This window comes from Micromonospora sp. CPM1, from assembly GCF_023896895.1.
GTDB classification, from domain to species: domain Bacteria; phylum Actinomycetota; class Actinomycetes; order Mycobacteriales; family Micromonosporaceae; genus Micromonospora; species Micromonospora tulbaghiae.
Map to the genome: position 1 here is coordinate 33,897 of NZ_JAMHIU010000024.1, position 25,869 is coordinate 59,765.

The 25,869-nt window shown below is 74.2% G+C and carries 23 protein-coding genes; 10 read left to right on the plus strand and 13 right to left on the minus strand.

From position 1 onward, the window contains the following. Positions 1-22: 22 nt before the first annotated feature. Positions 23-439 (plus strand): ASCH domain-containing protein, encoded by a 417-nt coding sequence (locus tag M8C11_RS24910; protein ID WP_120573794.1) that lies wholly within the window; start codon positions 23-25, stop codon positions 437-439. Positions 440-464: 25 nt separating this feature from the next. On the opposite strand, the gene M8C11_RS24915 is transcribed toward M8C11_RS24910, so the two are convergent. Further along, entirely contained in the window at positions 465-1,592 is a 1,128-nt protein-coding gene (locus tag M8C11_RS24915) for a CaiB/BaiF CoA-transferase family protein (protein WP_252453652.1), read from the minus strand. Between the two features lie 132 nt (positions 1,593-1,724). Between M8C11_RS24915 and M8C11_RS24920 the strand changes: the two genes are divergently transcribed. Continuing rightward, positions 1,725-3,125: an acyl-CoA synthetase gene (locus M8C11_RS24920; protein ID WP_252453655.1), complete on the plus strand. Its 1,401-nt coding sequence runs from the start codon at positions 1,725-1,727 to the stop codon at positions 3,123-3,125. Positions 3,126-3,134: 9 nt separating this feature from the next. On the opposite strand, the gene M8C11_RS24925 is transcribed toward M8C11_RS24920, so the two are convergent. From M8C11_RS24925 to M8C11_RS30645, 3 genes are read right to left on the minus strand one after another with little or no spacing between them, the layout of a single operon-like run. Then, a complete protein-coding gene (locus M8C11_RS24925) occupies positions 3,135-4,235 on the minus strand; it encodes an FUSC family protein (RefSeq protein ID WP_252453658.1) in 1,101 nt (366 codons plus the stop codon). Positions 4,236-4,268: 33 nt separating this feature from the next. Next, a complete protein-coding gene (locus M8C11_RS24930; RefSeq protein ID WP_120570023.1) occupies positions 4,269-4,646 on the minus strand; it encodes a sensory rhodopsin transducer in 378 nt (125 codons plus the stop codon). Continuing rightward, positions 4,643-5,845, minus strand: a complete 1,203-nt coding sequence (locus tag M8C11_RS30645) for a D-arabinono-1,4-lactone oxidase (protein ID WP_252453661.1) — start codon at positions 5,843-5,845, stop codon at positions 4,643-4,645. The genes M8C11_RS24930 and M8C11_RS30645 overlap by 4 nt, the downstream gene beginning before the upstream one ends. Positions 5,846-5,896: 51 nt before the next feature. Between M8C11_RS30645 and M8C11_RS30650 the strand changes: the two genes are divergently transcribed. Then, positions 5,897-7,723: a glycoside hydrolase family 15 protein gene (locus M8C11_RS30650; protein ID WP_252453664.1), complete on the plus strand. Its 1,827-nt coding sequence runs from the start codon at positions 5,897-5,899 to the stop codon at positions 7,721-7,723. A 49-nt stretch (positions 7,724-7,772) separates the two neighbouring features. Then, positions 7,773-8,507, plus strand: a complete 735-nt coding sequence (locus M8C11_RS24945; protein ID WP_252453667.1) for a zf-HC2 domain-containing protein — start codon at positions 7,773-7,775, stop codon at positions 8,505-8,507. A 49-nt stretch (positions 8,508-8,556) separates the two neighbouring features. Here the strand turns inward: M8C11_RS24945 and M8C11_RS24950 are convergent, their stop codons facing one another. Further along, positions 8,557-9,123 carry a sigma-70 family RNA polymerase sigma factor gene (locus M8C11_RS24950; RefSeq protein WP_120570026.1) on the minus strand — a complete coding sequence of 189 codons (567 nt, stop codon included), beginning with the start codon at positions 9,121-9,123 and terminating at the stop codon, positions 8,557-8,559. Between the two features lie 151 nt (positions 9,124-9,274). Then, on the minus strand, positions 9,275-9,748 hold the full coding sequence (locus M8C11_RS24955; protein ID WP_252453670.1) for a molybdenum cofactor biosysynthesis protein: 474 nt from the start codon (positions 9,746-9,748) through the stop codon (positions 9,275-9,277). A gap of 90 nt (positions 9,749-9,838) precedes the next feature. On the opposite strand from M8C11_RS24955, the gene M8C11_RS24960 reads away from it, so the two are divergent. Next, a complete protein-coding gene (locus M8C11_RS24960) occupies positions 9,839-11,059 on the plus strand; it encodes a hypothetical protein (protein ID WP_252453672.1) in 1,221 nt (406 codons plus the stop codon). Positions 11,060-11,224: 165 nt separating this feature from the next. Here the strand turns inward: M8C11_RS24960 and M8C11_RS24965 are convergent, their stop codons facing one another. The 5 genes from M8C11_RS24965 to M8C11_RS24985 form a co-directional block, all read right to left on the minus strand. Next, positions 11,225-12,295, minus strand: coding sequence for a PIN domain-containing protein (locus tag M8C11_RS24965; protein WP_252453675.1), 1,071 nt, complete (start codon positions 12,293-12,295; stop codon positions 11,225-11,227). A gap of 35 nt (positions 12,296-12,330) precedes the next feature. Continuing rightward, the gene (locus M8C11_RS24970) at positions 12,331-12,555 is read right to left on the minus strand and encodes a hypothetical protein (RefSeq protein WP_013286169.1); all 225 of its coding nucleotides are present in this window, start codon (positions 12,553-12,555) and stop codon (positions 12,331-12,333) included. Positions 12,556-12,672: 117 nt separating this feature from the next. Then, positions 12,673-14,262, minus strand: coding sequence for a DHA2 family efflux MFS transporter permease subunit (locus tag M8C11_RS24975; RefSeq protein ID WP_120570030.1), 1,590 nt, complete (start codon positions 14,260-14,262; stop codon positions 12,673-12,675). 318 nt (positions 14,263-14,580) lie between these two features. Continuing rightward, on the minus strand, positions 14,581-15,228 hold the full coding sequence (locus M8C11_RS24980) for a DUF305 domain-containing protein (RefSeq protein ID WP_252453677.1): 648 nt from the start codon (positions 15,226-15,228) through the stop codon (positions 14,581-14,583). Further along, entirely contained in the window at positions 15,213-15,980 is a 768-nt protein-coding gene (locus M8C11_RS24985) for a lytic polysaccharide monooxygenase (RefSeq protein WP_252453679.1), read from the minus strand. Before M8C11_RS24985 ends, M8C11_RS24980 begins: the two co-directional genes overlap by 16 nt. Positions 15,981-16,224: 244 nt before the next feature. On the opposite strand from M8C11_RS24985, the gene M8C11_RS24990 reads away from it, so the two are divergent. Continuing rightward, a complete protein-coding gene (locus tag M8C11_RS24990; RefSeq protein WP_252453682.1) occupies positions 16,225-18,282 on the plus strand; it encodes a cellulose binding domain-containing protein in 2,058 nt (685 codons plus the stop codon). 7 nt (positions 18,283-18,289) lie between these two features. Here M8C11_RS24990 and M8C11_RS24995 read toward each other — a convergent pair whose 3' ends face one another. Both M8C11_RS24995 and M8C11_RS25000 read right to left on the minus strand, forming a co-directional pair. Continuing rightward, positions 18,290-19,153: a phosphatase PAP2 family protein gene (locus M8C11_RS24995; protein ID WP_252453685.1), complete on the minus strand. Its 864-nt coding sequence runs from the start codon at positions 19,151-19,153 to the stop codon at positions 18,290-18,292. Positions 19,154-19,227: 74 nt separating this feature from the next. Continuing rightward, entirely contained in the window at positions 19,228-20,868 is a 1,641-nt protein-coding gene (locus tag M8C11_RS25000) for an MDR family MFS transporter (protein ID WP_252453687.1), read from the minus strand. A gap of 122 nt (positions 20,869-20,990) precedes the next feature. Between M8C11_RS25000 and M8C11_RS25005 the strand changes: the two genes are divergently transcribed. The 4 genes from M8C11_RS25005 to M8C11_RS25020 all read left to right on the plus strand — a co-directional run bounded on the left by M8C11_RS25005 (position 20,991) and on the right by M8C11_RS25020 (position 25,864). Further along, positions 20,991-21,581 (plus strand): TetR/AcrR family transcriptional regulator, encoded by a 591-nt coding sequence (locus M8C11_RS25005; protein ID WP_252453689.1) that lies wholly within the window; start codon positions 20,991-20,993, stop codon positions 21,579-21,581. Between the two features lie 90 nt (positions 21,582-21,671). Beyond that, complete coding sequence (locus M8C11_RS25010; RefSeq protein WP_252453691.1) at positions 21,672-23,003, plus strand: low temperature requirement protein A; 1,332 nt, start codon at positions 21,672-21,674, stop codon at positions 23,001-23,003. A 21-nt stretch (positions 23,004-23,024) separates the two neighbouring features. Next, positions 23,025-24,089, plus strand: coding sequence for an SRPBCC domain-containing protein (locus M8C11_RS25015; protein ID WP_252453693.1), 1,065 nt, complete (start codon positions 23,025-23,027; stop codon positions 24,087-24,089). Between the two features lie 332 nt (positions 24,090-24,421). After that, positions 24,422-25,864, plus strand: coding sequence for a non-reducing end alpha-L-arabinofuranosidase family hydrolase (locus tag M8C11_RS25020; protein WP_252453695.1), 1,443 nt, complete (start codon positions 24,422-24,424; stop codon positions 25,862-25,864). The last annotated feature ends 5 nt before the right edge of the window (positions 25,865-25,869 follow it).

The following is a 25,869-nucleotide window of genomic DNA, read 5'->3' on the forward strand; positions in this document are numbered from 1 at the left end:
TGGCCCGGCTACGCTGCCGCGCATGGACGCCGACCTGCCCACCTTCGAGTTCGCCTTCCCGGGACCGCTGCGCGACCAGCTCGTCGCCGCCGTGCTCGACGGGAGCAAGACCACCACCACGGGTCTGGTCCAGGACTACGAGATCGACGGCGAGCCGCTGCCCGCAGTCGGCACCCGCTCGGCGGTGATCGACTCCGACGGCCGGCCGGTGGCGGTGATCGAGCTGGTCGAGGTGCGCGTCGCCCGCCTCGGCGACGTCGATCTCGACCACGCGCGCGACGAGGGCGAGGGGTTCGACACGGTCGCCGCCTGGCGGGCCGGCCACGAGCGGTTCTGGCACGGCGAGGACTACCGCGGCTGGCTCGGCGACCCCGGTTTCACGGTGGACGACGACACGCCGGCCGTGCTGGAACGCTTCCGCCTGGTCGAGACGCTCTGACGGGCCGCCCGGCGGGCGGCCGGGCTCACTCCGCGGCGAGCCAGGCGCGCAGTTCCGCGCCGTGCTCGTCGAGGCCCGGCGGCGGCAGCTCGTAGCGGGGCGGCGCCTCGGACAGGCCGATCGGGTTCCGGATGCCCGGCACGCCGCCGGCCGTCACCACCGGATCCAGGCCGAGCCCCTGCGCCAGCGCGACCCCCTCGGCGACCGAGTTGATCGGGCTGCACGGCACGCCCGCGGCGCGCAGCTCGGCGAACCACTCCGCGCTGCCGCGCCGGGACAGCGCCGCCACCAGCAGCGGGCGCAGTTCGTCTCGGTGCGCGGTGCGGTCGGCGTTGCGGCGGAACCGCGCGTCGCCGGCCAGCTCCGGCACGCCGAGCACCCGGCAGAGGGTACGGAACTGGCCGTCGTTCCCGGCGATCACCACCAGCTCGCCGTCGGCGGTGGGCAGCGGCTCGTACGGCACGATGCTCGGATGCGCGTTGCCCATCCGGTGCGGCGCCGCTCCCCCCGCGACGTGCGCGCCGGTGTGGTTGACCAGCCCGGACAGCGCCGAGGACAGCAGGTCCACTGTGACGTGCTGCCCGCGCCCGGTCTCCTGGCGGTGCCGCAGCGCGGCCAGGATCCCGACCGCCGCGTGCAGCCCGGCGATCACGTCGAACACCGCCACCCCGGCCTTGTAGGGCGGGCCGTCGGCGTCCCCGGTGAGGCTCATCAGCCCGGCCGCGGCCTGCACCATGAGGTCGTACCCGGGCAGGTCGGCGCCCCCGGCGGCGCCGAAGCCGCTGATCGAGGCGTACACCAGGCGGGCGTTGCGGGCGGTGACCGTGTCGTGGTCGAGGCCGAAGCGGCGCAGCGCGCCCGGGCGGAAGTTCTGGATCAGCACGTCGGCCCGGTCGGCCAGCCGGTGCGCCAGCGTCCGGTCGCCGGGGTCGGTCAGGTCGAGCACCAGCGAACGCTTGTTGCGGTTGACCGCGAGGTAGTAGGTGGAGACGTCGTCGCGCACCGGCGGCCGCCAGCCGCGGGTGTCGTCGCCGCCGGGCGCCTCCACCTTGACCACGTCCGCGCCGAGGTCGGCCAGCAGCATCGTGGCGTACGGCCCGGCGAGGATCCTGGAGAAGTCGGCGACCAGCACCCCGCGCAACGGACCCGACACGCCCATCCCTCCCTCGCCGCCGACCACGATGACACATTCCTGACGGCGCGCCGGGCCGGGGTGTCCGCCCCGGCTACGGTCACGGTGGGTCCGCCGGCACACCGGGCGGACGTACCGGTGAGAGGGGTGCCCGTGTCGCTGCTGAGCCGGCTCGCCGAGGCCACCGACGACCGCCCGGGCGCGGTGCGCGTGGGAGACCGGTCGCTGTCCTGGGTGGAGCTGCGCCGGGCGGCCACCGCCGTCGCCGACGACCTGCGCGGCGCGGCCCGGGTGGCGGTGCCCGCCACGGCGAGCCTGGAGACGGTGGTCGGCGTGGTCGGCGGGCTGCTGGCAGGCGCGGCGGTGGTGCCGGTGCCGCCGGACGCCGGCCCGATGGAACGCGACCACATCCTGCGCGACTCCGGCGCGGAACTGCTGCTGGCGGCGCCGGGCACACCGGACGCCGACGCCGGCTCGCCGCCGGTCGTGTCGCTGGACCCGGCCCGGCGCTCGGACACCCGGCACCCCGAGCCCGACCCGGCGGCCACCGCGCTGATCCTCTACACCTCCGGCACCACCGGCGCGCCGAAGGGCGCCGTGCTGTCCCGCCGCGCGATCGCCGCCTGCCTGGACGGGCTCGCCGACGCGTGGGCGTGGACGCCGGACGACGTGCTGGCACACGGCCTGCCGCTGTTCCACGTGCACGGACTGGTGCTCGGCGTGCTCGGCCCGCTGCGCGTCGGCAGCCGGCTGCGCCACGTCGGCCGGCCCCACCCCGAGCGGTACGCGGCGGCGGGCGCCTCGATGTACTTCGGCGTACCCACGATCTGGTCGCGGATCGCGGCGCGACCGGCGGCGGCGCGGGCGCTGCGCAGCGCCCGGCTGCTGGTGTCCGGCAGCGCGGCACTGCCGGAGCCGGTCTTCGCGGCGCTGGCCGGGCTGACCGGGCACCGGCCGCTGGAGCGGTACGGGATGACCGAGACGCTCGTGACGGTGAGCGCCCGCGCGGACGGTCCCCGGCGGCCCGGTACGGTGGGCGTGCCGCTGCCCGGCGTGCTGACGCGGGTGGTGGACGAGCACGGCGGCCCGCTGCCCGCCGAGGCGATGGGTGAGCTCCAGGTACGCGGCGGCACGTTGTTCGACGGCTATCTGAACCGGCCGGACGCCGACGCGGCCACCCGCACGGCGGACGGCTGGTTCCGCACCGGCGACGTCGCGACTGTCGGCCCGGACGGCGCCCACCGGATCGTCGGCCGGGCCGCCACCGACCTGATCAAGAGCGGCGGGTACCGGATCGGGGCCGGCGAGGTGGAGGACGCGTTGCTGGCCCATCCGGGGGTGCGGGAGGCGGCGGTGGTCGGCACGCCCCACCCCGACCTGGGGCAGCAGGTGACCGCGTACGTGGTCGGCGACGGCGTGGCCGAGGCGGAGCTGATCGACTTCGTGGCGCGGCACCTGTCCGCGCACAAGCGGCCCCGGCAGGTGCGGCTGGTCGGCGCGCTGCCCCGCAACGCGATGGGCAAGGTGCAGAAGTCCCGCCTGACCGAGGTGTGAGCGGCCCGTTCAGCGGGCCGCCGCCGCGCGGCGGACCTGGCGGCGGGCCTCGTCCGCGGGTACGCCCGTGGCGCGCAGCAGGTCGTTGGCGACGGTCCGCAGCTGCGACACCACGATGGTGCCGGAGAAGCCGATGTCCTGCCGGCACGCCTCGCCCGCGGCGCGGACCGCGCGCAGCACCCGTTCCCGGGCGGCGACCGGCTCGTCGGCGGCCAGGAACGCCCGGTGCAGCAGCCGGATCGCCTCGCTGAAGTGTTCCAGCGCGGCGGGCAGCTCCGGCGGCACCGGCTCCCGGTCCCGCAACGCGGTGCCGATCCGGCGGACCATGCCCCGGCTGTTGCGGAACGCCCGGTCCAGGTGCTCGGCGCCGCGCCGGTACGCGGCCAGGGCCCGCCGTCGCCGCCAGCGCACCGGCGAGAAGCGGACCACCTCGCCGGCGGCGCCGACCATCTCGTCGATGCGGTCCAGTTCCGTCTCGGCGGCGCGCATCCGGGCCAGCACCTCGTCGGCGGCGCGCACGTCGGCGTGGGCCAGCGCCTCCGCCGAGGCGGTCATCTGGCTGGCGAACGTGTCGAGCGCCGGGTCGGCGACGCGGCGGACCGCCCGCAGCGGGTTCAGCGGCGCGATCAGCAGCACCACGAGCAGGCCGACGACGCCGCCGACGAGCGCGTTGACGGTCCGGGGCAGCTCCAGGTCGGGCGACACCGGGGTCAGCGTGGCGACCAGGACAGCCGTACCGCCGGCCTGGGTGACGAGCGCGCCGGTGCCGCGGACCAGCACCGCCGCGGAGACCGCCAGGAACACGATCACGCCGGTCTGCCACGGGCCGGTGCCGAAGAGACGCACCAGCAGGTCGCCGACGACGATGCCGAGGACCACCCCGACCACCAGCTCCACGGTCCGCCGGGTGCGGTTGCCCAGCGAGGCGGCGATGACGCTCACCGCCGCGGCGGGCGCGAACGTCGGGTCGGGGTTGCCGAGCACCTCGCGGGCCACCGTCCAGGCCAGCGCGGCGGCCAGGCCGGCCTGGACCGCCACGAGGAAGTACGTGCGCAGCCTCCGGCGGCTCGACCGCCCGGCGTCGCGTACCCGGTCGATGGCATCCCGCATGCGCCCGGGTACCCGCGGTCACCCGCTCGAACCTCACCCGGGGTACGCCATCGTGCCGGTCAGCGCCACCACCCCGGGCAGCCGGGTGTCCTGGCGCAGGAACTGCACCACCACCGGGACCGGGGAGCGCAGCACGCAGCCGTACGGGCGGTCCAGCCGCACCGCCTCCGGGTCGATCAGGTCGTTCACCCGTACGTGCCGGATGCGTCGGGCACCGACCCGTATCCGGTACGGTCCGGCCGGTTCGGCGTCCTGGTAGTAGAAGTCCAGCTCCAGCTCGGCGTCCTCGTCGCCGGCGTTGAGCACGCAGAGCTGGTCGAAGGCGGTGAACGCCGGTTCCGGGCCGTGCGCGGGGAACGGCACGTGCCCGCCGGGCACCACCCAGATCCGGGCGCCGACCGGCCCGTTCACTGCTCCTCCAGCAGCCGGGCCAGGTCGGGGGTGAGGAACACCCCGTCCGGGTCGAGCCGGCGGCGCACCGCCTGGAAGTCGTCCCAGCGGGGAAAGAGGGGACGCAGGTCCCGCGCGCCGAGCCAGTGCTTCTTGCCCCAGTGCGGGCGTCCGCCGTAGTGCCGGAACACCGCCTCCACGTCCCGGAAGTACTCCTCGTACGGCAGCGAGGTGTTCTGCAGGCAGGCGATCGTGGTGGTGGGGCGGCCGTAGGCGTTGCTGAGCCAGATGTCGTCGGCGGCTATGGTGCGCACGAGCACCCGCCAGGCGGCCACCCGGCGGTGCCGGTCGCGTACCCGGCGGCGCACCTCGGCGAAGCAGGCCGGGAACGCCTCCGACGGCAGCATGTACTCGATCTCCTCGAAGCGCAGCTCCCGGTCTCGGGGAATGGTGCGGTGGGTCGGCCCGACCTGGCTCTGCCGGGGCTCGCCGTCCGGCAACCGGACCTCCGCCCGCTCCGGCGCGGCGTCCGTGTCGATGCGGTTGATCACCCGGACCTGCGTGCGGTCGCTGCGCGGGTACCAGTAGAAGTCCATGTTGCGGTTGGTGTGCTGCAGCTCGGCGAGGTGGTCGAGGGTCCAGTCCAGGTGCGCGCACCAGGAGCGGCGGTGCAGCTGATAGGTCGGCTGCACGTCGAGCGTGATCCGGGTGACCACGCCCAGCGCGCCGAGGGAGAGACGGACGGCGGGCAGCAGTTCCGGGTTGCGGCGCGCGTCCACGTCCAGCACGTCGCCGGTGCCGGTGACCAGGCGTACGCCGGTGACCTGCGTGCTCAGGTTCCCGAAGCCGATGCCGGTGCCGTGGGTGCCGGTGGCGGTCGCCCCGGCGATCGACTGGTAGTCGACGTCACCCAGGTTGTCCATGGCCAGCCCGGCGTCGTAGAGCCCTTCGCCGAGCGCCCTGAGCTTGGTGCCGGCCCACGCGGTCGCGAGGCGCCCGTCGTCGGAGATCACGCCGGACAGCCGGTCCAGGCTCAGCAGGATCCCGTCGGTACGCACCAGCGGGCTGGACGAGTGCCCGGAGCCGACCGGCCGGACGGTGGCGCCGCTCTCCCGGGCACGGCGTACCAGCGCGCACACCTCGGCCTCGTCGGCGGGCTCGGCCCGGTCCGCCGGCGTGAAGCGGAGGCTGCCGGACCAGTTCACGAACTCGCGTGTCACAGCGCCCCTCCCCGGCCCGCTTACCCGTGCCCGCCCCGGGTAGTCACAGCCGTGCCCGAGTCGCCGCCGGCGTTCCCGCCGATCGACGCGTACGCGTTCCTGTCCGACACGCACACCACGGCGCTCGTCGCGCCGGACGGGGCGGTCGAGTGGTTCTGCGTACCGGACGCGGCGGGCGACGCGGTGGCGGCCCGGCTGCTCGACCGGGACGCGGGCGGCCGGTTCACGCTCACCGTCGCCGGCTGCCCGGCGCCGTGGCGCCGCTACCGGCCGGACACGCTGGTGCTGGAGAACGACTGGGCCGGCCCGTCCGGCACGGCGGCCGGCGAGGACCTGCTCGCGGTCCGGCCCGGTGCCGCCGACCGGCCGATCCACGCCGAGCGGGTGCTGGTGCGCCGGCTGCGGGTCACCGACGGCCTGCTGCGGGTCCGCGCCGAGCTGACGCCCCGCCCCGGGTACGGGGCACGTCCGGTGCGCTGGCGGCGCGACGGTACCGGCTGGCACGCCGACGGCACGCCGCTGCGGCTGTACACCGACCTGCCGGTCAGCGTCGAGGGTGGCACGCTCGTCGCCGAGGCGGAGCTGCGCGCCGGGCAGGACGCCACGCTGCTGCTCGGGTACGCCGGCCCGGTGCCCGCGCTCGCCGACGCCGGCGAGCTGACCGAGCGGACCGCCGGCACCTGGCGGGCGTGGTCGGCGCGCGGCGACTACGCGGGCTTCGCGGCCGGCGCGGTCCGGCACAGCGCGCTGGTGCTGCGCGGCCTGTCCTACGACGAGACCGGCGCGCTGCTGGCCGCCCCGACCACGTCGCTGCCCGAGGAGATCGGCGGGGTACGCAACTGGGACTACCGCTTCACCTGGCACCGGGACGCGGCGCTGCTGCTGCTCGCGCTGTTCCGCCTGGGCCACGCCGAGGAGGGCCGCCGCTACCTGCGTTTCCTGCTCGGCGTCTGCGCCCGGCAGCATCCGCTCGCCCCACTCGTCGGCATCCACGGCCACCTCACCGAGGAGCGCGAGCTGCCGCACCTGTCCGGCTACGCCGGCTCGGCGCCGGTGCGGATCGGGAACGAGGCGGCCCACCAGATCCAGTTCGACACGTACGGGCACATCCTCGACGCGGCGCTGGCCTACCAGCAGCTCACCGGTGAGCTGACCGGCCCGCAGTGGGCGCTGCTGCGGCGTCACGTCGAGACCATGGCGGAGCGCTGGCGGGAACCGGACCACGGGGTGTGGGAGATCCGCGGCCCGTGCCGGCACTACGTCAACTCGAAGGTGATGACCTGGGTCTGCCTGGACCGGGGCATCCGCCTCGCCGGGCTGCTCGGTGACCGCACCGCCCCGGTGGACCGGTGGCACCGGGAACGTGACGCGCTGCACGCCGAGGTGCTCGACCGCGGGTACGACGAGCGCGCCGGCAGCTTCGTCACGGCGTACGGCGACACCGAGCCGGACGCGTCGCTGCTGCGGATGCCGCTCGTCGGGTTCCTGCCCGGCGACGACCCGCGGATGGTCGCCACCGTCGAGCGGATCCGGGCCGACCTCGCCGTCGCGCCCGACCTGATCCGGCGCTACCGGGTCGACGACGGGCTGCCCGGCACCGAGGGCGCGTTCCTGCTCTGCTCCTTCGAGCTGGTCTCCGCGCTGGTGCTGGCCGGCCGGCACGGCGAGGCGCGGGAGATCTTCGACCGGCTCGCCGGCCGGGCCGGGCCGCTCGGCCTGCACTCGGAGGAACGCGCGCCCGACGGCACCGCCCTGGGCAACTTCCCGCAGGCGTTCACCCATCTGGCGCTCATCGAGGCGGCGCTGAACCTCGACTCCGCCGGCGACCGGGACGCGCTGCACGCGTGGGCGGAACGGTCACCGGCCGCGCGGACGTGACCCGCACCCCGCCGGGAACCAGGCGGGGTGTCCCGACGACTATCCCTACATGGTGTGTGAGCAGTGGCGGGAGATCCTGTCGGCACAGCTGGACGGTGAGGCGTCCGAGTCGGAGATCGAGGCGGCCGAGGCGCACCTGACCGGCTGCGCCGGCTGCCGCGGCTGGTTCGACTCGGCCGCGTCGGTGACCCGGCGGGCCCGTACGCAGCTCGCCCCGCGGGTGCCCGACCTGGTCGACGCGGTCCTGGCGGCCGCTCCCCCGCCCCGGCCCAGCCGCCGCCACCGGATCACGCTCGGGCTGCGCGGGGCGCTCGGCCTGCTCGGCGCGGTGCAGCTCGTACTCGGCCTGGCCCAGATCGGCCGGGAGGCGGTCGTCACGCACGCGCACGCCTCCGGCCAGCACCTGTGGCACGAGTCGGCGGCCTGGAACGTGGCGGTCGGCGCCGGGTTCCTCTACGTGGCGGCGCGCCGGTCCGCCCCGTCCGGCCTGCTGCCGATGCTCAGCGCGTTCGTCGCCACGCTCGTCCTGCTGTCGGTGAACGACCTGATCACCGGGCAGGTGGCGATGACCCGGCTGGTCAGCCACGGCTTCCTGCTGGTCGGCTGGGCCGTGATGCTGGTGCTGTCCCGCCTCGGCCGGCGCCCCGGCGACACCCCGCCCGGTCAGCGCCGGTCGGAGGGATCCCGGTGGGCGCTGCGGACCGAGGAACCGGCCGCGCCGACGCTGCGGCTGGTGCCGCCCGGCCCGTACCCCGCACAGGCCCGCGACCGGCGGGCCGCCTGACGGTCCCCCCGCGGACCTGCGCCTCGCCGTGGTCCCGGTGGTGACGGTCTCAGCGGGCCCGGCGGTCGCGGGCGTCGCCGGACCAGGCGGCGACCAGGTCCTCCCGGGCGCGGGCCACGCGGGAGCGGATGGTGCCCACCGGGCAGCCGCACACCTCGGCCGCCTCGGCGTAGGACAGGCCGAGCACCTGGGTGGCCACGAACGCCTCCCGCCGGTCCGGCGCCAGCGTGGCGATGAGGCCGCGCAGCACGACGCCGTCGTCCCCGCCGCCGGTCACCGCGCCGGCCGCCTCGGCGGCGGCCTGCCAGTCCGGCAGCGCGGCCACCCGGGGCCGGGCGGTCGCCGCGCGCACGTGGTCCACCGCGACCCGGCGGGCGATGGTGAAGATCCAGGTACGCGCGGACGACCGGCCCGCGAAGCCGGGCAGGCTGCGCAGCGCGCGCAGGAACGTCTCCTGGGCGAGGTCGTCGGCCTCGGCGGGCCCGGCGAGGTGGGCGAGGAACCGCCACACCGGTGCCTGGAGGGCCCGGACGAACGCGGCCGCGGCCAGCTGGTCTCCCCGGGCGGCGCGGCGCGCCCACCCGGTCACCTGCTCGTCGTCGGCGTCCGGGCTCATCCGCGGCCGGCCCGCCGGTCCGGCTTGCTCATGCCGGACGGTACGGATGCGCGCCCCGCTCGGTTCATTCCTGGCGTCCCTCCTGCCGGCGCCGGAGTGCCGGTCGCCCCCGGTTGGTCGGCCCTCGGGTGGGGAAAGTTCCCGAACCGGGTCAATCGTCTACGGACACGGTGACCGGCCCGACCCGCAGGACGCCGTCGGTGAGCGGGGCGCACCGGACGCCGCCGCGTCGGCGCATCGCCTTCCAGGTGCCGGGGGCGACCACCACGTCGAGCCAGGCGCAGGGCGGCGCGGCCCGGTGCACGCGCAGCCGGACCGGGCCGTCGCCGGAGTCGAGCGTGAGTACGCGGCCGACCAGCTCGTCCACCGGGATGCCCTCAGTCAGCACGTTGCGCCGCAGCTGGGTGAGGTCCGCGCCGGGCGGCAGCGACTCCCGCGCGATCAGCGTGACGCTCGCCTGCCGGTGCGCGGGACGGCCGAAGTAGCGGTCACCGACGATGCCGAGCCCGGCTCGTAGCTCCACCCGGTCGACCAGTTCGCCCGGTGGCGCGGGGGCGGGTCCGTCCGCCGGGCGGCCCACGTACCGGTGCCCGGGCGAGGCCAGCAACTGGACGATCCGCGGCATGCCCGAAGTCTAATCGCGGGCATACCACCGCCAAACCGGACGATAGCCGCGCTCACGTATCCGCGCTTTCCGGAGAGCGTTGTACCAGGTGTGACGGCGAGGCGACCCGATGCGATCGGCGCTCATCCGCAACGGCGGCTGGCCTGGGCACGGCGCGAGAACGAGCGCCGGCGTCAGGCGTACGAGGCCGCGGCCCGGATCTGGCGGCGCCGCGCCGAACACCTGGACCGGCTGTCGATGGAGGCGGCGGGCTTCCGTGGCTGCGCGCTGCCCGGCACCGCGCTCCCGGTGCCGCTGGACGACGGCGAGGTGGTCTACCGCATCCTGCCCACCGTCGACCTGGTCGAGGCCACGGCCCGGCACCTGCCCGGACTGCCGGCGCCGGGCCGCACGCTCGCCGGCTGTCTCGACCCGGCCGACGGTCCGCTGCCGGCGGGACTGCGCGTGGTCGACAGCGGCGCCGCAGTGGTGACCGACCGGCGGGTGGCCTTCGCCGGGCACGACGCCCGGCGGGACTGGCTACTGCGGGATCTACGCGGCCTCGGACATCACCCGGACCGTCCGGTCACCCTGCTGCACGACGCCGACGGCGGCACACCGGCGGGCCTGCGTGCGCCGGCCCCGGGCGCGGCGAACGCCCGCTTCTACCTCGCCCTGGCCCACGCCGACGCCACCGGCACGCGGCAGGCGGTCGTCGAGGACGTCGAGGCGCTGCGGTCCGCCCACCGGGCCGCCCGGCCCCGCCCACCCCGGCCGCTCGGCCCGTGGGACGCCCCGGCCGAGCGGGCACTCCCCCAGCGGCTGGCCGCGGCGGGCGTCGCGGCGGTGGCCGTACTGCTGGGCGTCACCTCGGCCGGCACCTGGACGGCCACCGCCGGGCAGACCGATCCGGCGCACCGGCCGGCCGCGGTTCCCGCCACGACGGCTGCGCCTTCGGCGCCGCCCGTGGTGACTTCGGTCGGGCCGTCGTCTCCCCCGGCGCCCCGGCCGACCCGGCCCGCGCCGCGACCGGAGCGTCCGTCGAATCCGGCCGAGTGGTCGGGCGAGCGGGTCCTCACCACCGCACCGCCTGTCGCCGGGCAGTCGCCGACGCACGCCGCCGACCGTCCGCCGGCACCGGTCGAACCGTCCAGCCCTCCTGCCGACGAGACGACCCCGGCGCCGACCGCGAGCCCGACGGGCGACCCGGCGCCGACCGGCGAGCCCGGCCCCACCGGCGAGCCGAGCCCCACGACCTCATCCGAGCCGCCCCTCCTGGACCTGGTCGGCCTACGAATCGGCCGGGCCGTCCGTTCCGGCACGACACCCTGACCCCTCCCCGCAACCCCACCCCTCGGGTTCCTCTCCGAGGCCCGCCCACCACGCCGTCGATCTTGCACTTGCCGCCCGACGAGCGTCCGGATTCATCCGGTTCGGGTGGTCCGTAAGTGCAAGATCGCGGGACCGGGGCGGGCCAGGGCGGGTGGCGGGGGTGGGTCAGGGGGTCTTGGGGGTCAGGAGGTAGTCGCCGTCTTCGGGGCTCCAGCGCAGCTCCACCGCGCCGCCGGTCGCGGCGGCCTTGCAGAACTGGAGGAAGCTGCGGTAGCCGAGCTTCTTCTCGCTGAAGTCGGGCCGGGCGCGCCGGAGCTGGTCCTTCAGGCCGGACAACGCCACCGCGCCGCCGTCCGCGGCGAGGTCCACCACCACGGAGCGGAGGAGCCCGAACGCGACCTCCCGGTCGCCCTGCTCGGGAAGCGACACCTCCGGATCGCCCTTGGCGGGCCCGGAGGCCAGCTCGACCACGTTGTGCGCCGCGAGGTGGCGCAGCAGTTCCCCGAAGGTACGGAAGCCGTAGTCGGACTCGCTGAACGTCGGGTCCTTACGGAGCAGCGCGCGCTTGAGCGCGGAGGCGGTCACCTCGCCGCTGGAGCTGCCCTGCATGCCGGCGACTGTCTGCACGAGCTGCACGGCGAGCGTGTCGACGTCCCGCGCGGACTCCTCCTCGGCCGCGGTCTCCACCGCCGGCTCGGGCGCCGGCTCCACCGGTGAGGGACGGGCCGGGCGCGCCCGGCGGACGGCCGGTGGCGGTACGTCGACGCCTTCGAGGCGGTCGTAGTAGAGGAACTCGTCGCAGGCCGGCGGCAGCAGCGCGGAGGTGGACTTCTCCACCCCGACGCCGATCACCCGCTTGTTGAGTTCGCGCAGCTTGTGCACCAGCGGGGTGAAGTCGCTGTCCCCGGTGCAGATCACGAACGTGGAGATGTAGCCGCGCTCGAACGCCAGCTCGACCGCGTCCACCGCCATCTTGATGTCGGCCGCGTTCTTGCGCGAGGCGCCCATCCGCTGCGGTATCTCGATCAGCTCGACGTGTGAGCGGGTGAGCATCCGCCGGTCCTCGTCGAAGTACGACCAGTCCGCGTACGCCCGCCGCACCACCACGCGTCCCCGCTCGGCGAGCGCGTCGGCGATCGGCCGGAAGTCGAACGGCCGGCCGCCGTGATGGTCGCGTACGCCCAGGGCCAGGTTCTCGTAGTCGAGGAACAGCGCAATCCGGTCTTCGTGATCCACACCGGCAGCCTAGCCCGGCCGGGGCGCCGAGCCGGTCAGCGCCGCTCGTCGCGGTAGACGGTCTCGCGGCGGGCCACACGCTGGATCGCGTAGCTGGTCACCAGCAGCAACAGCGCGAGCACCACCTCGACGCCGGCGACGGTGCCGGTGGCGACGGTGAGACCGAGCAGCAGCAGGATCAGCCCGACGACGGCGAGCAGGCCCGCCAGCAGCAGCCGGTTCCGCCGTCGCGCCGACCGCTGCGCGTCGTCTGCGCTCACGCTGGCCCGCCTTCCTCCGGTTCCGTCTCCGATCCTAGGCGCCGGCCGTCGCCGGGGTGGCGGATCAAGAAGCCGGGGCCGGACGCACACGCGTCCGGCCCCGGGTCACGGCGGCGGTCAGTGGATCGGGACCGGCACCTGACGCTTGTCGTCGCCCGCGTCGCCGTCGAGCAGGTGCGACGGTTCCCGGCGGCGGGGCAGGAACGCCGCGGGGATGAAGGTCAGCAGCACCAGACCGAAGGCCACCCAGAACGTGGTGGAGAAGGAGTTCGCCGCGAAGTCGAGCCCGCGCTCGATCAGCGACGGCGGCACCGGGAACTGCTGGATCAGCTCGGGCTGCTGCTGCGAGGCGATGGCGAGCTGGGCCTCGGTCAGCGGCGCGCCGGTGGCCGGGTCGGTGACGCCGGGGATCGGCCGCGAGCCGTTCAGCTCGCTGGTGAGGATGACCGACATGACCGCGGCACCCACCGAACCGCCGATCTGCTGGAGGATGTTGACGAGCGTGGACCCGCGCGCCACCTCCGCCGCGCTGAGCGTCTTCAGCGCCGAGGTCATGATCGGCATCATCGTGCCGCCCATGCCGAGGCCCATCACGAACAGCGAGCCGCAGAGCAGCCAGTACGACGTGTCGGTGCCGAGCTGGGTGAAGGTGAAGAACCCGGCCGCGATGAGCACCAGCGCGAACGGCACCGTCCGGCCGACCGGCACGCGGTCGGCGAGCATGCCGGCGATCGGCATGGTCAGCATCGCGCCGATGCCCTGCGGCGCGATCAGCAGGCCCGCGGTCAGGGTGGACTCGCCGCGCACCTGGAGGAAGTAGCTCGGGAACAGCAGGCCCGCGCCCATGAACGCGATGATGAACACGAACATCGTCACGGTGGCGATGGTCAGGTTGCGGTTGCGGAACAGCCGCAGGTCCAGCAGCGGGTGCCGGGGCCGGAACGAGTAGAGCACGAAGGCGACCACGAGCGCGCCGCCGACGAGCATCGGCAGCCACACCTTGGTGTCGGCGACGGTGCCGGTCTCCGGCAGCGTGGAGATGCCGTAGAGGAACAGCGCGAGACCCGGCGAGAGCATGAGCATGCCGAGGAAGTCGAACGACTCGGACGGCTCCGCGTTGTCCTTGGGCAGCGCCAGCTGGGCGTAGACCAGGGCGACCACGCCGATCGGCAGGTTGATCAGGAAGATCCAGTGCCAGCTCGCGACGTCGATCAGCCAGCCGCCGAGGATCGGGCCGGTGATCGGGCCGAGCAGCATCGGGATGCCGAGCACGGCCATCAGGCGGCCGATGCGGTGCGGGCCGGCGGCCCGGGTCATGATCGTCATGCCGAGCGGCATGAGCATGCCGCCGCCGAGGCCCTGGATGACCCGCCAGGCGATCAGCTCGCCGATCGAGTCGGCCGTGGCGCACAGCCCGGAGCCGATGGTGAACAGCGCCAACGCCACCATGTAGAGGCGTTTCGTGCCGAACCGGTCGGCGGCCCAGCCGCTGAGCGGAATGACCGTGGCGAGCGCGAGCGTGTAACCGGTCATGGTCCACGCGACGCGGGCGTACGTGGCGTCGAACTCGCTCTGGAACGTCGGCAGCGCCACGCTGACGACTGTCACGTCGAGGATCGACATGATCGCACCGAGCACGACGACGCCGGCCACCTTGAGTACGGCGGCGTCGAGTTTCGTCGACGTCGCTACGGGTTGCTGGGTCACTGACGGTCTCCTGGATCCGGTCCGGCACTGGGAGGCGGTGGCGGCGCCGCGCGCCGTCTGCGGAGCGCGGGCGGAACGCGCGGCGGGGCGGCGTCCGGGCGACAGCGTAGCCATGACCTGGGACGAGACGCGGCCGGTTTTGCCGACGGGAGAACCGCGGCGGGGCGGCAGCGGGCCCCGCAACCGGCTCGCAAGTGGTCCGGCGGCTCGCGGAAAGGGCTGGTGCGCGCCGATTCGCCAGCCTTGTCGGGGCGTGGCCGGCGGGCGCGACCGTGACGAAGGTCATGCCCCACACCGCCGCCTCGTGGGGCCGGTCGCTCAGCCCAGGCCGGCCATCAGGTCGATCTCGGCAGTACGCGAACGGTCGATGCGGCGGGCGAGGTCGCGTACCCGCTCGCTCGTACCGGCGGCGACCTGGGCGCGGGCCAGGTCGGCCGCGGTGCGCTGGTGCCGGCTGAGCACGTCGAGCAGCACCCGGTCGGCGTCGGCGGGCGCGGCGGCCCGCAGCCGGGCCAGTCCGGCGGCGGCGTCGCTGTGCCCGGAGTGGTCGTGCCGGGCGGCCGCGGCGGCGGCCGACGGGCCGGCGTCGCGCAGCCATCCGCGCATGGTGGCCAGCTCGTCGGTCTCGGTGGCCCGGACGGCGGCGATCAGCGTACGGATCCGCGGGTCGGTGGCGCGGTCGAGGCCGAGCGCGACGATCTCCAGCGTCTGCTCGGTGTGCGCCACCATCATGGCCAGGAACAGCGCGTCGATCCCGCTGGTCGTGGCGTCCGCGCCGGACGGGACCGCGGCCGTGGCGGACGGGACCGGCGGGGGCGGATCGGCGGCCGGCGGCCCGCCGCACCCGGTCAGGGCCAGCGCCAGGGCGAGCACCACCGCGACCGGCCGGGCGGCGGCGGACGCGCGGCGGAGCCGGGGACCGGCCGGCTCCGCCGCGCGGGTACGCCGGCTCAGATCTGCTGCCACAGCGCCGGTACGTTCGGCGGCTCCCAGCCGGCGATCGCGGTGTGCGCCTGGCGGCAGCGGTAGCTGCGGCCGTCGTAGGTGACCGTGTCACCGACCTGGTACGCCCGCCCGGCCGTCCAGGTGCCGCCCGGCGCCGGGGTGCTGGTCCGGGTCGGCGTGGGCGAGGGCGCGGGCGTGGTGGGCGCCGCGGTCGGGGTGGGCGCAGCCGTCGGGGTGGGCGACGGGGTCGGGTTGCCGCCTCCACCGCCGATCTGGAGGTCGACGCAGGAGTAGAACGCGTTGGCGGTGTCGGAGATGTTCCAGATGGCGAGCAGCTTCTGCCGGCCGGAGAAGCCGCCGAGGTTGACGGTGTGCGACACGGTCGCGCCGGGCTGGCGGCCGCCGCCGTCGACGACCGCGACCCGGGTGCCGCCGATCCAGTACTCCCAGTTGGCGGTGGCGTGCCGGGCGGTGTTGACCCAGGTGAACGTGACGGTGCTGCCGACCGAGGTGGCCGGCCAGTTGCGGCTGTCGTCGTTGAGCACCGCGAACTGGGCGATGCCGGCGTGGCAGCTGCGCAGGCCCTTGGGGCCTTCGACGCTCTGCGGCTCGTACTTGATCTGCCCGCAGTCGGGCACCCGGTTCTGCGCGCAGAGCGCCTGGCGGCTGGGGGGCGAGGAGACGTAGCCGTGGGCCTGCGCGGGCGCGGCGAGCGCCAGCGTGCCGGTGACCGCACCGGCGGTGAGCAGCGGGAGGGTGATTCTTCGGCGCATGGTGGCAACTCCTTCGGGGGGATCGGAAGGTGCCACGAACATAAATTAAACATTCTTAACAGTAAAGACTCCTGTCTATAAATTAAGCCCTGCACGCCCAGCTCCGGGCGTATGATCCTGATCGATGGCTCGCCGCGCGGAGCCGATCGTCGTTCGTGGGCATCCCGCCGCCGTCAGGGCGCCGGGAGGACGACGCAGAACCGGGCATCTCCCGTCGTCCCACTCCCCCGAAGGACATCCCCGGATGAGAAGACCCACTGCGTTCGCGGCCGGCCTGCTGCTGCTCGCCACCGCGCTCGGCACCGCCGGCGGGCCGGTCGCCGCCGCCGACCCCACGGACCCGGTCACCGTCACCGTGAACACCAGAGCCGGGCTGGCCACCGTCCCGGCCACCGCGCTCGGCGTCAACCACGCCATCTGGGACGCGCAGCTCGGCAGCGCCGAGACGTCCGACCTGCTCAAGGCCGCGGGCGTGAAGATGCTGCGCTACCCCGGCGGCTCGTACGCCGACATCTACCACTGGGAGACGCACACCGCGCCCGGCGGCTACGTCGCGCCGAACACCGACTTCGACACGTTCATGGCCGGCGCCCGCCGCGTCGGCGCGGAGCCGATGATCATCGCGAACTACGGCACCGGCACGCCCGCCGAGGCGGCGGCCTGGGTCCGCTACGCCAACGTCACCAAGGGCTACGGCGCGAAGTGGTGGACCGTCGGCAACGAGAACTACGGCAACGGCCACTACGGCTCGGCCTGGGAGGCCGACGACCACCCGGACAAGAGCGCGAGCCAGTACGCGCGGCTGGTGATCGAGTACGCCGACGCGATGAAGGCGGTCGACCCGAGCATCAAGGTCGGCGCGGTGCTCACCATGCCCGGCAACTGGCCGGACGGCATCACCGCCGGGTCCGACCCGGGTCCGTGGAACCAGACGGTGCTCTCCCTCGCCGGTCCGAAGATCGACTTCGTGGACGTGCACTGGTACCCGGGCGGCAGCGCGGCCGACTCGCTGGCCCGCACCAACCACCTGCCGGACGCGGCCTGGCTGCTGCGCCAGCAGATCGCCCGGTACGCCGGCCCCGGCGCGGACCGGATCGGAATCAGCTTCACCGAGCTGAACGTGGACGCCGGCCGTACCACAGCACCGGGCGCGCTGTTCCTCGCCGACGCCTACAGCGGCCTGCTGGAGCAGGGCGTGTTCACTGTGCAGTGGTGGAACGTGCACAACGGCATCGGCACCGTCTCCGAGGTGGCCGGGCAGACCGACTACGGCGACTTCGGGCTGCTGTCCAGCGGCAACTGCACGAGCGACGGCGAGGTGTGCCAGCCGGCGTTCAACACCCCGTTCGCGCCGTACCACGCGTTGTCCATGATGAACCTGTTCGCCCGCCCCGGTGACCAGCTCGTCCGCGCCGGGACGGACGAGCCGCTGGTCGCCGCGCACGCGGTCCGCCGGCCGGACGGCAGCGTCGCGGTCCTGTTGCTCAACAAAGACCCGGACACCGCCCACCCGGTGGCGCTCGACTACGCCGGGTTCACCCCGGCCGACGAGGCGCCGACAGTGCACACGTTCGCCAACGGCGCGACCGGGATCAGCACCGCCCGCTCGGGCGACGCGACCGCGCGGACGCTGCCGCCGTACTCGCTCACCACGCTCGTGCTGCGACCGGCCGGCAGCTCGGCCGGGCGGCCCGGCGCCCCCGGCCGGCCGGCGGCGAGCGCGGTGACCGACCGCGCGGCGACCATCTCCTGGCTGGCGGCCACGCCCGGTGCCGCGCCGATCGCCAAGTACGAGGTGCACCGCCAGCACGGCGCGGTGAGCGAGCAGCTCGGCGAGACCGCCGGCACGTCGCTGACCGTCGGCAACCTCGAACCGGGCGCCCGCTACACGGTCAACGTGCTCGCCCGGGACACCGCCGGGCGGGTCTCGTGGTCGTCCCCGCCGTTGACGTTCGCCACCGGCAGCCCGGCCGAGAGTTCCTGCGCGGTGCGGTTCGACGCCGACAACGACTGGGGCAACGGGTACGTGGCGAACGTCGAGGTGATCAACACGGGCGCGAAGGCCGTCGACGGCTGGACGCTGACCTGGACCTGGCCGACGGGCTGGCAGCAGGTGAGCAGCGGGTGGAGCGCCGGCTGGGACCAGCAGGGCCGCGACGTCCGGGTGACGCCCACCGCCGACAACCGGCGGCTCGCCGCCGACGGCGGGAGCACGACAGTGGGCTTCGTCGGCGCGTACAGCGGGCCGAACGTGCCGCCGGCGGCGTTCCGCCTCAACGGCACTGTCTGCACGCTGCGCTGAGCGGCGGTCAGCCCCGGCCGGGTGGCCGCAGCCGCACGTCGGCCGCCGCCGGGACCTTCGGGTTCCGGCGGTGGCCGGCCCGGCGCGGCGCCGGCACCACGTGCGGGCGCACCGGTCCGGCCGGCGAGACCGGCACGGGCGGGTCCGGCGCGGGCGGGTCCGGCGCGGGCCGCGGCAGCACGGCCAGGATCGCCACGAGCAGCGCCACCGCGACGGCACCGTCGAGCCAGTAGTGGTTGCCGGTGACCACCACCACGAGCGCTGTCGCCAGCGGATGGAGCAGCCAGAGCCGGCGCAGCCGCCCGGTGGTGACCGCCATCAGCGCCAGCGCGATCGCCAGCGCCCAGCCCACGTGCAGCGACGGCATGGCCGCGTACTGGTTGCTGAGCTGGTCGGTGTCGGGCGGCCCGTAGACGCTCGGGCCGAACCGGGTGCCGGTGTCGACCATCCCGGTGAGCTCGGTCAGCCGCGGCGGCGCGAGCGGGACGCACACGTGCAGCACGAGCGCCACCGCTGTGAGCGCCGCCAGGGCCCGCCGCAGCCGCACGTAGTGGGCCGGGCGGCGCAGCCACAGCCAGACCAGGCAGAGCACGGTGGCTGGGAAGTGCACGTAGGCGTAGTAGGAGTTGGCCAGCCGCACCAGCAGCTCGTGCGACAGCAGCGGCCCCTGCACGAGCGTCTCGTCGGGCAGGCGCAGCAGTCGCTCCAGCCGCCAGACCCACTCGCCGTTGGCCAGTGCCACGTCGGCGTGCCCGGCGACCACCTGCCGGCCCGCCTTGTAGGCCAGGAAGAGCACGGCGACGAGCGCCAGCTCGCGCGCGGCCCGCTGCCATGTGGCGAGGCGGGCGGGCGCGGTCCGCGTGGCGTCCACGGCTCCTCCTTCGGTTCGTCCCCGCATGGACCAGGGCCGCCGCCGGGGTCGGCGACGGCCCTGGGGGTACGGGCTCAGCGGCGGGCGCGTTCCTCCCGGCCGGCCGAGTCCACGCTCACCTCGTCGAAGGCGGGCGCGCCGTCGACGGCGTCCGCCCCCACTGCCACCGAACGGCCGGTGTCCGGCAGGTCGAGGCTGGAACGCAGGGTGACCGGGCGCAGCAGCAGCGCCGCAACGATACCCACCACCGCGATGGCGGCCGAGATCAGGAAGATGTGCCCCGTTGCGTCCCCGTACGCGGCCCGCACGATCTGCCGGACCGGCTCGGGCAGCGCGTCGAGGTTGAGCGTGCTGCCGCCGCCTCCGCCGGAGGTGGGGATGCCGGCCGCGGCGAGGTCGTGTGTGATCCGGTCGGTGACCCGGCGGGCCAGCACCGCGCCGAGCACCGACACGCCGATGGTGCCGCCGAGCGAGCGGAAGAACGCGACGCTGGCGCTGGCCGCGCCGATGTCCTTGAGCGCGACCGTGTTCTGCACGGCGAGCACCAGGTTCTGCATGGTCATGCCGACGCCGACGCCGACGATGAACATCGCGAGGCCGACGAAGACCAGCGAGGTCTCGTGGTCGATGGTGCCGAGCATGGCGAACCCGATGACCAGCAGGACCGCCCCGAAGACGATGTAGGGCTTGATCTTCCCGGTGGTGGTGATCATCCGGCCGGTCACGATCGAGGAGATCAGCACGCCGGCCATCATCGGGATGGTGAGCAGGCCGGCCTCGGTCGGGCTGTAGCCGCGGCCGATCTGGAAGTACTGGCCGAGGAAGACCGCGCCGCCGAACATGGCCATGCCGACCGCGAGGCTGCCCAGGATCGCCAGGGCGGTGGTGCGCTCGCGGACGATGTGCAGCGGCACCACCGGCTCGGCGGCCCGTGCCTCCACCCAGACGGCGAGCGCGAGCAGCAGCACCGAGCCGCCGACCATGGCGCCGGTCTGCCAGGAGAGCCAGGCGAACGAGTCGTCGACGAACGAGATCCAGATCAGCAGCACGCTGACGCCGGCGGCGATGAGCGTGGCGCCCAGGTAGTCGATCTTGACGTTGGCGCGGCGCACGGTGGGCAGGTTCAGGGTGATCTGGAGCAGGAACAGCGCGGCGGCCGCGACCGGTACGCCGACGAAGAAGCACCAGCGCCAGCCGAGCCAGGAGGTGTCCACGATCAGGCCGCCCAGCAGCGGGCCGCCGACCGTGGCCAGCGCCATGACGCCACCCAGGTAGCCGTTGTAGCGGCCGCGCTCACGCGGCGGGATCATGGCCGCGATGGCGACCTGCACGAGCGCCTGGAGGCCGCCGACGCCGATGCCCTGGAACGCGCGGGCGCCGATGAGCTGCCCGGCGCTCTGCGCGAAGCCGGCCGCGACGGACCCGACCAGGAACACCACGATGGCGATCTGGATCAGCAGCTTCTTGTTGAACAGGTCGGCCAGCTTGCCCCAGATCGGGGTGGTCGCGGTGGCGGTGAGCAGGGTGGCGGTGACCACCCAGGTGTACTGCGTCTGCGAGCCGTTGAGCGCTCCGATGATCTTCGGCAGGGCCGTCGAGACGACGGTGCTGCTCAGCATGGCCACGAAGAGCACCAGCAGCAGACCGCTGAGCGCCTCCAGCGTCTTCCGCTTGCTCATGGGGGCGGCCTCAGCCGTCGTGGTGGGTGCGCTCATGCGCGCGTCCTCCAGGTGTGTCGATACGGGGGTGGCCGCTTCGTTGCCTCAAGCAATCAACACTAAACCTTGCCCGGTCGGCAAGTTTGCCCATTGAGAAATGGGTCACCTACGCTTGGCCCATGGAGGAGTGCACCGGGCTGCGGGAGCGGAAGAAGGCGGCCACCCGCCTGGCGCTGCACGAGGCGGCGCTGTCCCTCGCCGTCGAGCACGGCCCGGACCGGATCACCGTCGAGGCGATCGCCGACGCCGCGAACGTCTCCCGGCGGACGTTCTCCAACTACTTCGGCGGCAAGGAGGAGGCCCTCTTCCACGGCGACACGGTGCGGCTGCGCCGGCTCCTCACGCTCGTCGCGGAACAACCGGCCGAGCTGTCGCCGTGGGCGGCGCTGACCCGGGCCGCCCTGGTCCAGGCCGAAGACGGCTACGACGACCCGGCCGAGCCGTGGCTCAACCGGCGCCGCCGGCTGCACGGCCACCCGAGCCTGGCCGCCCACCAGGTCGGAGCGTACGCGGCCCTGGAGCGGGAGATGGCCGCGGAGCTGACCCGCCGGCTGACCGGACCCGACGCGGCGCTGCGGGCCCGGATCGTCGCCGCGACGTTCCTCGCGTCCCTGCGGATCGCGGCGCACGAGTGGCTGGAGCACCCGGGGCGGTCGCTGCGCGACGTGCTGCGCGACGTGCTCGCCCAAGCCGCACCGACTGCCGGCTGAGCGGGCACCGGCTCGCCGCTCCCCCGTCGGAGCGGTGGAATGGCCGGCGAAAGCGGCACCCCGTCTGACCTGGGCTGACACACTCGCCCGGTGGGTGGCGACCGGTGGCGCAAGGGGCTCGGGCCGGCGACCGGCGTCGCCCCCGCCACCCGGGTCGACCGGTTCGAGATCTTCTTCGACCTCGTCTTCGTGGTGTCCTTCTTCATCATCACGCGCGCCACCGCCGCGAACGTGACCCCGCGGCAGCTGCTGCACGCGCTGCTGGTGCTCGCCGTGCTCTGGTGGTGCTGGGTGGTGCACAGCGCGGTCGCCGCCCGGCTGCGCCTCGGCGAGGGCTTCGTGCCGATCCTCATGGTGGTCGGCATGATCGCGCTGTTCACGTTCGCGCTCGCGCTGCCGCAGACCTTCGGCGACCTGGACAAGGGCAGCGCCGGGCCGATCCTGGTCACGATCAGCTACGTGGTGATCCGGGTCGTGCACACCGCGCTGTACTGGTACGCCACCGGCGACGATCCGCCGGCCCGGCGCAAGCTGCGGCTGTTCCTGCCCGAGGCGCTGGTCACCGCCACCCTGCTGCTGGTGGCGGCGCTGCTGCCGCCGCGCGTACCGCCGGAGGTCGGCCCGTGGCTGCGCGACGGGCTGTGGATCGCGGTGGTGGCCATCCAGTACAGCAGCGGCCTGCTGGCCGGCACCGACGGCTGGAAGATCACCTCGGCCGAGCACTGGACCGAACGGTACGACCTGATCCTGATCATCGCGCTCGGCGAGTCGGTCATCTCGGTCGGCGTCGGCGGCAACCTGCTCGGCCAGGCCGTGACCTGGCCGGCGATCCCGGCGGCGATCTTCGGCATCCTGTTCACCGCGGCGCTCTGGTGGGCGCACTTCGACATGATCGGCCCGGCCGCCCGGATCGCGCTGCACGCCGCCCAGGGCCACGCGCGGGTGACGCTGGCCCGCGACGCGTACGCCTACCTCTACCTGCCGATGATCGCCGGGGTGATCCTGTTCGCGATCGGCGCCGAGGAACTGGTCCGGATCGTCACCGACCCGGCGGGCGGCCCGATGGAGCGCGGCCACGGGCCGGCGGTGCCACTGCTCTTCGGTGGCGTGCTCGTCTATCTCGCCGCCAACATCGCGTTCCAGTGGCGGGCGCTGGGGACGCTGTCCTGGACCCGGGTCGGGGCCCTGGCCCTGCTCGCCGCGGCGCTGCCGGTCGGCCGGCACCTGCCGGCGCTCGGCGCGCTGGGACTGCTCACCGCGATCTGCGTGGCCCTGGTGGCGGCCGAGCTGGTGATCTTCGCCGATTCCCGGGTCGCGTTGCGCCGGCTGATGCACGAGGAGAAGGCCAGCGCCGAGGAGAGCGAGGCCGCCTGGCGGGCCCGCTGGCGCGACGGCGGCGACGGCGCCCCGCACCGACCTTGACACAGGCCCTAGAGTCTCCGCGTGATCGAGATCGTCACCGAGGTCGACCTGTTCCACCCGCCCGCCCGGATCTGGCGGGCGCTCACGGAACGCGCGCTGCTGGCCAAGTGGTTCGCCGACAGCGCGCCCGGGTCCGACCGGTGGATCCTGGCCACCGCCGCGCTGCCCGGCTACGACGGCGACACCGAGGTGGAGACCGTCGAGCTGCGGGCGCCGGACCGGCTGGTCGTCCGCTGCCGGGAGGCCGGCCGGGCCACCCGCCTCGCCTGCGACCTGACCCCCACCGCCCACGGCACCCGGCTGTCCGTGCGCGAGGTGCTCGAGGAGGGCGACTGGGACGCCGACGCCCGCGCCGAGCAACACGAGCAGGCCGTGACCGGACGGCTCCCGGCGATCCTCGACTGGCTGGCGTTCCAGAACGTCGACCTGCGCCGCGCCGAGGGCGGACTGACCGCCGAACTACCAGTGGTCCGGCTGCTCGGCGACGACCAGCGCCGGCCCGGGCGGCGCCGTGTGCTGCTGGCGGCCGGGGTGGTGACGCTGATCGCCGCCGCGGCCGGGGCGACGGTGTGGGCTACCGCCGGCGAGCCGCCCGCACCGGCCGCGCCGGCGCCCACGACGTCGCTGGTCATGCCGTCCAGCGCCGCGCCCTCCGCCCGGCCCACGACCGCGCGGCCCACACCCAGTGCCAGCCGCCGCAGCGCGTCGCCCTCGCCGACGCCGTCACCCACCCCCAGCCGTACGCCGAGCCCGACGCCCTCGACCGTGGTGGTGGCGCCGCTGAGCGCCACGTACGAGACGGTCACCGACCGGGTCTTCGGCTACCGGGGCGAGGTGGTGCTGCGCAATCCCGGCCCGGCACCACGCCCGACCTGGACGGTCACCGTGACGCTGCACGACGGCGCCACAGTGGGCAGCGTGAGCGGAGCCGAGGCCACACAGGACGGCCCGGTGGTCACGTTCACCGGAAGCGCGCTGCCGGGCGGCGAGTCCGCCACCATCCGCTTCGACGTCCGCGACCCCGACCCCTCACACAACGCCCCCACGGCCTGCACCACAGAGAACACCCCCTGCACCCCCGCCTGACCCCACCCACCCCGCCTCACCCCGTTGATCATGAAGTTAGACCGCGGATTTGTCCGCATTGAGCGCGGTCAACTTCATGATCAACGGGTATGGGCGCGCCCCGGCGCGCGGACGGGCGGGATGAGCGCGGGGTGAGCGCGGGGTGGGCGCGGGGTGGGCGCGGGGTGGGCGCGGGGGTGGGCGCGGTCAGTGGGGGCTGGTGCGGTGGGTGCGGAAATGGGTTGTTGAGTGCGTGGGAGCGCTCCCGTAACATCCCTGACGCGGCTGTTAACGCTCACAACACAATCGCCACCGCCAATGCCAGAGCCGCCGCCCCCGCAGGAGGTCAATCCATGTCCAGATCCAGGCCAGTCAATGCCATATTGGCGTCGGCCGGTGCCGCGCTGCTCGCGGCGGCGTCGGTCGCCGTGGCGCTGCCCGCCGGGGCCGCCGCCGCGGGCTGCTCGGTCAACTACGCGATCTCGTCGCAGTGGCAGGGCGGCTTCGGCGCCAACGTCACCGTCACGAACCTCGGCGACCCGGTGTCGAGCTGGACGCTGACGTGGTCGTTCGGCGCCGGGCAGACGGTGACCCAGTCGTGGAACACGAGCCTGACCCAGAGCGGAGCGGCGGTCACCGCCCGCAACGTCGACTACAACGGGTCCATCCCGACGAGCGGCACCACGTCGTTCGGCTTCAACGGCTCCTGGACCAGCAGCAACCCGGTGCCGACCAGCTTCGCGCTCAACGGGGTGACCTGCACCGGCGGCACCACCACGCCGACCGGCGGCCCGACCGGCACACCCACCACCGCGCCGCCCACCACCGCGCCGCCCACCACGGCGCCGCCGACCACCGCACCGCCCACGACGCCGCCGCCGGGCAACACGTGCAGCCTGCCGTCGTCGTACCGGTGGTCGTCCACGGGCGCGTTGGCGCAGCCGCGCTCGGGCTGGGTGTCGCTGAAGGACTTCACAGTGGTGCCCTACAACGGGCAGCACCTGGTGTACGCGACCACGCACGACACCGGGTCGTCGTGGGGGTCGATGAACTTCGGGTTGTTCTCGAACTGGTCGCAGATGGCTTCGGCGTCGCAGAACGCGATGTCGTCGGGGACTGTGGCGCCGACGTTGTTCTACTTCGCGCCGCGCAACATCTGGGTGCTGGCCTACCAGTGGGGGCCGACCGCGTTCTCGTACCGGACCTCGACGAACCCGACGAACCCGAACGGGTGGTCGTCGGCGCAGCCGCTGTTCACCGGCAGCATCTCCGGTTCCGGTACCGGCCCGATCGACCAGACGCTGATCGCCGACGACCAGAACATGTACCTGTTCTTCGCCGGTGACAACGGCAAGATCTACCGCTCCAGCATGCCGCTGAGCAACTTCCCCGGCAGCTTCGGCTCCAACTACACGACCATCATGTCGGACTCGACGAACAACCTGTTCGAAGCCGTGCAGGTCTACAAGCTGCAGGGCCAGACCCGCTACCTGATGATCGTCGAGGCCATCGGCTCCCAGGGCCGCTACTTCCGCTCGTTCACCGCCACCAGCCTGGGCGGCTCGTGGACCCCGCAGGCCGCCACCGAGAGCAACCCGTTCGCGGGCAAGGTCAACAGCGGCGCGACCTGGACCAACGACATCAGCCACGGCGAACTGATCCGCACCACCGCGGACCAGACCTTCACCGTCGACCCCTGCAACCTCCAACTGCTCTACCAGGGCCGCTCCCCCAACTCCGGCGGCGACTACGGCCTCCTTCCCTACCGCCCCGGACTGCTCACCCTCCAGCGCTGAGCCGG

What these genes read in the sequence shown, in the direction of transcription:
- M8C11_RS25020 (WP_252453695.1), top strand. Translation starts at nt 24,422, where the DNA reads ATGTCCAGATCCAGGCCAGTCAATGCCATATTGGCGTCGGCCGGTGCC.
- M8C11_RS24910 (WP_120573794.1), top strand. Translation starts at nt 23, where the DNA reads ATGGACGCCGACCTGCCCACCTTCGAGTTCGCCTTCCCGGGACCGCTG.
- M8C11_RS25000 (WP_252453687.1), bottom strand. Translation starts at nt 20,868, where the DNA reads ATGAGCGCACCCACCACGACGGCTGAGGCCGCCCCCATGAGCAAGCGG.
- M8C11_RS24945 (WP_252453667.1), top strand. Translation starts at nt 7,773, where the DNA reads ATGGTGTGTGAGCAGTGGCGGGAGATCCTGTCGGCACAGCTGGACGGT.
- M8C11_RS25005 (WP_252453689.1), top strand. Translation starts at nt 20,991, where the DNA reads ATGGAGGAGTGCACCGGGCTGCGGGAGCGGAAGAAGGCGGCCACCCGC.
- M8C11_RS24985 (WP_252453679.1), bottom strand. Translation starts at nt 15,980, where the DNA reads ATGCGCCGAAGAATCACCCTCCCGCTGCTCACCGCCGGTGCGGTCACC.
- M8C11_RS24990 (WP_252453682.1), top strand. Translation starts at nt 16,225, where the DNA reads ATGAGAAGACCCACTGCGTTCGCGGCCGGCCTGCTGCTGCTCGCCACC.
- M8C11_RS24950 (WP_120570026.1), bottom strand. Translation starts at nt 9,123, where the DNA reads ATGAGCCCGGACGCCGACGACGAGCAGGTGACCGGGTGGGCGCGCCGC.
- M8C11_RS24955 (WP_252453670.1), bottom strand. Translation starts at nt 9,748, where the DNA reads ATGCCGCGGATCGTCCAGTTGCTGGCCTCGCCCGGGCACCGGTACGTG.
- M8C11_RS24925 (WP_252453658.1), bottom strand. Translation starts at nt 4,235, where the DNA reads ATGCGGGATGCCATCGACCGGGTACGCGACGCCGGGCGGTCGAGCCGC.